Genomic DNA, 7,053 nt, shown 5'->3' with positions numbered 1-7,053 from the left:
GCTCTGGAACGGGTGCGCGCGCAGAAAGCCGCGACCGCCGACGCCGCGCTGAAAAAAGCCAAGATCGACGTCGCCATGAGCCGCGCGCAATTGCACAAATCGCTGAAAGCCTTCGGCCATCCACCGACGTTCGAGCAGCAGTCACAACTGATCGTGTTGCAACAGCAGTTCGAAGCCGCCGAGCAGGCGCTGGCGAAACTCGAAAGCAACGCTCCCGGCGCTCCAACAGCGGTGGCCCCGGCCCCGGCGAAAGACGCAGACCTGAAACGGGCGAAAATCCAGTTGGCCATGCACCGCGCCGAACTGAAAAAGGCCCAGACTGCCGAAGCGCCGCCGGAGCGACTCGCCACGCTGGAACAGGCCTTGCGTGACGCAGAGCTAGCGCTTCACGCTGCCGAAGCCGCCAGCGAGCAACCGCTGCCTGATCTCGTGCGCGTGGAAAAACGTCCGATCGACAGCCAGTTGCGCCAGTTGAAAACCGAACTGGCCTACGCCCGCGCCGACCTGAGCAAGCTCGAACGCCGCGCCGACACGCCCAGCGACGCCCTCGACAAGGCCCGCGCCCGTCTGCAGGACGCCGAGCGTCAGGTACACGATCATGTTGCCCCGTGAAGCACCGGATGATCGCCTGCAACAGGCGATGAAGCTGGTGCTGCTCGCTACGCTGCCGGGGCTGCTGGCGTTGTTCTGGCTGTACGGCTGGGGCGTGCTGATCAATCTGCTGCTGGCGGTAGCCACCGCATCACTGGTCGAGGCAAGCGTCAGCCGCCTGCGCCGACAACCGCTGCACCCGACGCTGAGCGACGGTAGCGCATGGGTCAGCGCGACATTGCTGGCGCTGGCCCTGCCGCCTTATTGCCCGTGGTGGCTGACCGTGACGGCGATTGCTGGCGGCTTGCTGTTCGGCAAGCACCTGTACGGTGGCATCGGCAAGAATCCGTTCAATCCGGCCATGCTCGGCTTTGCGCTGGCGATGGTGCTGTTCCCGCAGCCGATGACCCACTGGCCGGCGCACGGGATGAATCTGCTGGCAACGTTTGAACAGGTCTTCAATACGGGTCAGGCGCCGGACGCCTGGGTTCAGGCCACCGCGCTGGACAGTCTGCGTATCAACAAAAGCCTGACCATGGATGAGCTATTCGCCGCCAACCCGGCGTTCGGCCATTTCGGCGGGCGCGGCGTGGAGTGGGTCAATCTGGCGTTTCTTGCCGGGGGGCTGCTGCTATTGCAACGTAGGGTGATCGGCTGGCAAGCACCGGCCGGCATGCTGGTCAGCCTGTTTGTCATCAGCCTGCTGTGCTGGAACGGTTCGGGCTCCGACTCCCACGGCTCGCCGCTGTTTCATCTGCTGAGCGGCGCGACCATGCTCGGTGCATTTTTCATCATCACCGAACCGGTGTCCGGGCCAAAAAGTCCGCTGGCCCGGCTGTTGTTCGGCGTCGGTGTCGGACTGCTGACCTACCTGATCCGCACTTGGGGCGGCTACCCGGATGGCGTCGCGTTTGCGGTGTTGCTGATGAATCTCTGTGTGCCGGCGCTGGAGCGTTTTGCCGCCACTCGCCAGGCGCAGGTGCATTCATGAACCGCGCGGCCTCTGTCATCACACTGGTGCTGATCGCCAGTGTTGGTCTCGGCCTGACTTATGAGGTGCAACGCAGCAGTGCACCGCAGATTGCCATCGAACAACGTCTGCTCGACAGTCGCAAACTGTTGGATGTGCTCGCCGCGGATGCCTACGACAATCAGCCTCTGGAACAGCCACTGGCGTTGGCGGATACGACGTTGAGCCACAGCACGCTGTTGACGGGTTACCGGGCAAGCAAAGCCGGGCAGCCGGTGGCGGTGCTGTTGCGCACGCAAACCGAGGGCTATGCCGGCGCCATCGAATTGCTCATCGCGATTGATGCCAATGGCAGACTGCTGGGTGTTAAAACCCTGCGGCAACATGAAACGCCGGCGTTGGGCGGGCATGTCGGCGACTGGCCGAACAACTGGCTGGCAGGGTTTTCCGGGAAATCACGCAGCGCCCCCGATGACACAGGCTGGGCCTTGAAAAAGGATCAGGGGCAGTTCGATCAACTGGCGGGCGCGACTATCACCTCCCGCGCCACCGTCCATGCCATCCATGACGCCCTGCGCTACTTTGATGAGCACCGGGCAACCTTGCTGGGGGGCGCACCATGAACCGGCCGACGAATCTGAGCAACGCCTTGCTGCTGGCGCTGCTGCTGGGTACCAGCGCCACACTGGCCGGCGCGCTGGGCATGTTGTTGATGTCGAGCGTTGTCACGACGGCTTACGCGGTGTGCATTGCTCCATTGCGCGCTCGGCTGCCTGACAGCGGCCTGTTGCTGGCCAGCCTGCTGCTGGCCGCCACCCTGACCAGTTGCGCCAATATCCTTGGGCAGCGCTGGGCGTTGCAGTGGCACCAGGCACTCGGGTTCTATAGCGGGCTGATCGCCTTGCAATGCGTAGTGCTGGAATACAATGGTTTCTTTCGTCAGGCGCGCACCGAACGCCTGACGTTTTTTGGCCTGTCGAGCGGGCTGCTACTGACGCTGGCGGTACTGCGTGAGCTGCTCGGTCAGGGCCATCTCGGTCGTGGTCTCTCAGAACGCTGGCAAGGTCTGGTTCTGTTCAACGAAGGGCTGCACCTGTTCACCCTGGTTCCCGGCGCTTTCATATTGCTGGGGCTGCTGTTGGCTGCCCGCCAGGCTTTGACTCGCTCGAACGCTCTCTCCAAGGAAACACATCACCCATGAATGCCGCAAAACGCCTTGAGATTTTTCGTCGACTGCATGAAGACAATCCCGAGCCGAAAACCGAACTGGCCTACTCCTCGCCCTTCGAATTGCTGATTGCGGTGATTCTGTCGGCGCAGTCGACGGACGTTGGCGTGAACAAGGCCACGGCCAGGCTCTTCCCCGTTGCCAATACCCCGGCAGCGATCCACGCCCTGGGTGTCGAAGGGCTGTCCGAATACATCAAGACCATCGGCCTCTACAACAGCAAAGCCAAGAACGTGATCGAGACCTGCCGCATGCTGGTCGAACTGCACAATGGTGAAGTCCCGCAAACCCGTGAAGAGCTGGAAGCCCTGCCCGGCGTGGGCCGCAAGACCGCCAACGTGGTGCTCAATACCGCTTTTCGACAATTGACCATGGCGGTCGACACGCACATTTTTCGTGTCAGCAATCGCACCGGCATCGCTCCGGGGAAAAATGTGGTTGAGGTGGAAAAGAAGCTGATGAAGTTTGTACCCAAAGACTACCTGCTGGATTCTCACCACTGGCTGATTTTGCACGGTCGCTACGTGTGTCTCGCCCGCAAGCCGCGCTGTGGCAGTTGCCGGATCGAAGATCTGTGCGAGTACAAACACAAAACATCGGACGATTGAGTGGCTATTGGTTTTACTGATTCACCGATTGAAAAAATCTTTTTTACCCACAGCAGGAATGTCGATATAAGGAGCGCCAAAGGCAGTCTTAGCCTGGAGTTAACCTTATGACTGACAGTAAAGAACAACTGGATGTAGATGACGAATTTACTGCTGCGGAAACCGACGACACCGAACCGGTGGTCGAGGTCGCCAAAACCAATCTGAGCAAACGCCGCACCATCGACAACCTGCTTGAGGAGCGCCGACTGCAAAAGCAATTGGCTGATTACGATTTTGATCTCTGACATTTGAGAGCCTCCCGATACGGAGGCTTTTCATTTTCTGCGACTCGCTGAATTCGATCGGCCCATGATCACGTCAGTGACGCCACTCAGACAAGTCCGTTACGCTGCGCCAACTCGATCAGATCGACCAGTGAGCGGGCATTGAGCTTGAGCAACAGGCGGGTCTTGTAAGTGCTCACCGTCTTGTTGCTTAAAAACATGCCATCGGCAATTTCCTTGTTGGTCTTTCCCCGCGCCAACTGTTGCAAGACCATCATTTCCCGACCGGACAGGCGATCCACCATATCGGCTTCGCTGGCGTTGCCCAGACTGGTGCGCACGGTGTGCAGCGCCTGATTGGGAAAATAGCTGTAGCCCGACAACACTGCCTTGATTGCACTGAGCAACTCGGTGAGGTCCTGCTGTTTACACACATAACCCGCCGCCCCCGATTGCATGCAGCGCATTGAAAAGTGTCCGGGTGCCTGTGACGTCAATACGAGAACCTTGACAGGCATGGCCGTTGAAGTCAGGCGCGCGATAACTTCCAGGCCATCAAGTTTCGGAATACCAATATCCAGAATGACAATATCCGGCATCTGGTCGCGAGCAAGTTGCAATGCATCCACACCGTTATCAGTTTCCGCGATGACTTCATAGCCATGACGTTCCATCAGCATACGTACCGCAAGACGAATGACGGGGTGATCATCCACGATCAGCACTTTATTCATGGGCAAGTCCAGTTTCGCTGTTCGAATTTTTTGAACACGCACAATATCCCAGCCACTTGTCCCGTGGCATGCCAAGTTTCACACGCACTTGCATCCAGAGACATTCCCTACAGCCAATGAGGATAAATCCCACAAAAATCCTTTCCTCATCTAAAAATCCGACGCCTCAACGGACACTCTCGGCTTGAATCTGTAACGGCGTGCGCTGTTTGCCAGCCAGCGCTGCGCTAGCAACGCGAGCGTCTGTCGTGGCAGGCATCACACGCCGTATCGCAGCATATAGAAATAAAAAGTTATGGCGCTCGCCACTTAAAACAGCCGCGCATCGTCAATAACTTACAAACATTCGGAGCGCGGGTATTTATACTTCGGAAAATAATTTTGTTATAACCAAGAGCAAGCCCTTGCAACAAAAAAGCCGCCAACAACTCACAAAACAATGAAAACCTACAACCACAAGAGCACGATCATGTTAAAAATCAAGAGCAGAATTACCAACCCGATGACGGTCATCGCTATATTCGCAGCCATTTCGGAAACATCGGCCGCCGTGTCCCTGCCATTTCTTGGCAATGAAGATCGTGAGTTTTACGTGTGGTTTCTCGTCATATTCCCGTTCTACTTGTTATTTCTTTTCTTTCTGACTTTAAACTTCAACCACCGCTCACTGTATTCCCCATCCGATTTCAATAAAGATGAAAGCTTTTTAAAAGCCATCGAAAACAGCGAGCGCAACTCCAGACGAAATCCATCTTCGCGAGAACTGCGTGCCCAAGGTATTTCAGGGTTTTCAAGTTGCATACTGTCCGGTCCCCCTCAAACCAGCCCATGCAAGAACAAGTGCAGAGCCCACAACGTGGCCGATCCGCCGTCAGGTGACAGCGCATCCTCGGGACCTGTTGTTCAGCACATCATTCAGTTGACCACGGCCCTGCGCAGCCTGCACATGATCGACATACGGAATCTCGACACGACGAAAGAAATCACGGCGATTCTGGAAAAAATCCACCACACCGACAAAAAAACCGACCGGGTCATCGTCCTTATCAGCAATCATGTGTCGGATGTTTTCCTGACACAAAACGCGTTACTGCCGATCAAACCGGCGAAGAAGGACACGGGCGCGACGCCCTATATTGTTTACAACGTGTGCTCACAAGCGATCACGCTGTTGGGGCGGGTTTGAAGGATGGAGCACGTCCATTGCGAGAGTGCGCCAGAGATCGCCCGATACGCGCAAGACACAGCATTCAATAAAAAAGGCGGGCCTGTCTTAACGACAAGCCCGCCTTTTCATTGCACAGCGTTCTGAAAGAATCAGAACAACTTGCGACCCTTGTTGGCCGCAATGCGCATGCGCAGCGCATTGAGCTTGATGAAGCCCGCCGCGTCGGCCTGGTTGTAAGCACCGCCGTCTTCTTCGAAGGTCGCGATGTTGGCATCGAACAGCGAATCGTCGGACTTGCGGCCAGTCACGATCACGTTGCCCTTGTACAGCTTCAGACGAACCACACCGTTCACGTTGACCTGCGAAGCGTCGATCATCTGTTGCAGCATCAGACGCTCAGGGCTCCACCAGTAGCCGGTGTAGATCAGGCTGGCGTATTTCGGCATCAGCTCGTCTTTGAGGTGAGCGACTTCGCGGTCCAGGGTGATCGACTCGATGGCGCGGTGAGCGCGCAGCATGATGGTGCCGCCCGGGGTTTCGTAGCAACCACGGGACTTCATGCCGACATAACGGTTTTCGACGATGTCGAGACGACCGATACCGTGAGCGCCACCGATCTTGTTCAGCGTTGCCAATACGGTGGCCGGGGTCATTTCGACGCCGTCCAGCGCAACGATGTCGCCGTTACGGTAGGTCAGTTCCAGGTATTGCGGGGTGTCGGGAGCCTTCTCCGGGGAGACGGTCCAGCGCCACATGTCTTCTTCGTGCTCGGTCCAGGTGTCTTCCAGCACGCCGCCTTCATAGGAGATGTGCAGCAGGTTGGCATCCATCGAGTACGGGGATTTTTTCTTGCCGTGACGCTCGATCGGGATCGCGTGCTTCTCGGCGTAGTCCATCAGTTTCTCGCGGGACAACAGGTCCCACTCACGCCAAGGAGCAATCACTTTCACGCCTGGCTTGAGTGCGTAGGCACCCAGTTCGAAACGCACCTGGTCGTTACCCTTGCCGGTAGCACCATGGGAAATGGCGTCGGCGCCGGTTTCGTTGGCGATTTCGATCAGACGTTTGGCGATCAGCGGGCGTGCGATGGAAGTACCCAGCAGGTACTCGCCTTCGTAAACGGTATTGGCGCGGAACATCGGGAACACGAAATCACGCACGAACTCTTCGCGCAGATCGTCGATGTAGATTTCTTTGACGCCCATGGCCTGAGCCTTGGCGCGGGCCGGCTCGACCTCTTCGCCTTGACCGAGATCAGCGGTGAACGTCACCACTTCACAGTTATAAGTATCCTGCAGCCACTTGAGGATCACCGAAGTGTCCAGGCCGCCGGAATACGCCAGAACGACCTTGTTTACGTCCGCCATGCCATCACTCCACGGGGTTCTACGGAAAGCCGAGGAGTCTACCGCTCAAACGCGATAATTTACAGAGGCGCGACAGCTTAAGACGACAAAGCGACAGATTCTGTCGAGAGCGCGACGATGA

Annotated in this window: 8 protein-coding genes and 1 pseudogene; 7 read left to right on the top strand and 2 right to left on the bottom strand. The window is 57.5% G+C overall.

Features of this window, described 5'->3' with window-relative positions; genetic code table 11:
• From DBR24_RS28050 to DBR24_RS28025, 6 genes and pseudogenes are all read left to right on the top strand, one after another.
• A pseudogene (locus tag DBR24_RS28050) lies at positions 1 to 612 on the top strand (electron transporter RnfB); the annotation flags it as partial.
• Entirely contained in the window at positions 599 to 1,582 is a 984-nt protein-coding gene (locus DBR24_RS28045; protein ID WP_128616325.1) for an RnfABCDGE type electron transport complex subunit D, read from the top strand. The pseudogene DBR24_RS28050 and the gene DBR24_RS28045, both read left to right, overlap by 14 nt.
• Positions 1,579 to 2,184, top strand: a complete 606-nt coding sequence (locus tag DBR24_RS28040; RefSeq protein WP_128616324.1) for an RnfABCDGE type electron transport complex subunit G — start codon at positions 1,579 to 1,581, stop codon at positions 2,182 to 2,184. The genes DBR24_RS28045 and DBR24_RS28040 overlap by 4 nt, the downstream gene beginning before the upstream one ends.
• Positions 2,181 to 2,762 (top strand): Rnf-Nqr domain containing protein, encoded by a 582-nt coding sequence (locus DBR24_RS28035; protein ID WP_128616323.1) that lies wholly within the window; start codon positions 2,181 to 2,183, stop codon positions 2,760 to 2,762. Before DBR24_RS28040 ends, DBR24_RS28035 begins: the two co-directional genes overlap by 4 nt.
• The gene (gene nth, locus DBR24_RS28030; RefSeq protein ID WP_123466244.1) at positions 2,759 to 3,397 is read left to right on the top strand and encodes an endonuclease III; all 639 of its coding nucleotides are present in this window, start codon (positions 2,759 to 2,761) and stop codon (positions 3,395 to 3,397) included. Before DBR24_RS28035 ends, nth begins: the two co-directional genes overlap by 4 nt.
• 107 nt (positions 3,398 to 3,504) lie before the next feature.
• On the top strand, positions 3,505 to 3,684 hold the full coding sequence (locus tag DBR24_RS28025; RefSeq protein WP_123466242.1) for a PA3496 family putative envelope integrity protein: 180 nt from the start codon (positions 3,505 to 3,507) through the stop codon (positions 3,682 to 3,684).
• Positions 3,685 to 3,770: 86 nt separating this feature from the next.
• Here the strand turns inward: DBR24_RS28025 and DBR24_RS28020 are convergent, their stop codons facing one another.
• On the bottom strand, positions 3,771 to 4,397 hold the full coding sequence (locus DBR24_RS28020) for a response regulator transcription factor (protein ID WP_123466240.1): 627 nt from the start codon (positions 4,395 to 4,397) through the stop codon (positions 3,771 to 3,773).
• Positions 4,398 to 4,866: 469 nt separating this feature from the next.
• Here DBR24_RS28020 and DBR24_RS28015 point away from each other — a divergent pair, with 469 nt between their 5' ends.
• Positions 4,867 to 5,583: a hypothetical protein gene (locus tag DBR24_RS28015; protein WP_128616322.1), complete on the top strand. Its 717-nt coding sequence runs from the start codon at positions 4,867 to 4,869 to the stop codon at positions 5,581 to 5,583.
• A gap of 131 nt (positions 5,584 to 5,714) precedes the next feature.
• Here the strand turns inward: DBR24_RS28015 and DBR24_RS28010 are convergent, their stop codons facing one another.
• Positions 5,715 to 6,932, bottom strand: coding sequence for an argininosuccinate synthase (locus tag DBR24_RS28010; protein ID WP_027612065.1), 1,218 nt, complete (start codon positions 6,930 to 6,932; stop codon positions 5,715 to 5,717).
• Between the last annotated feature and the right edge of the window lie 121 nt (positions 6,933 to 7,053).

This window comes from Pseudomonas sp. HMWF006, from assembly GCF_003061205.1.
Classification (GTDB): Bacteria; Pseudomonadota; Gammaproteobacteria; order Pseudomonadales; family Pseudomonadaceae; genus Aquipseudomonas; species Aquipseudomonas monsensis.
This window is presented reverse-complemented; position numbering and strand designations above follow the sequence as displayed.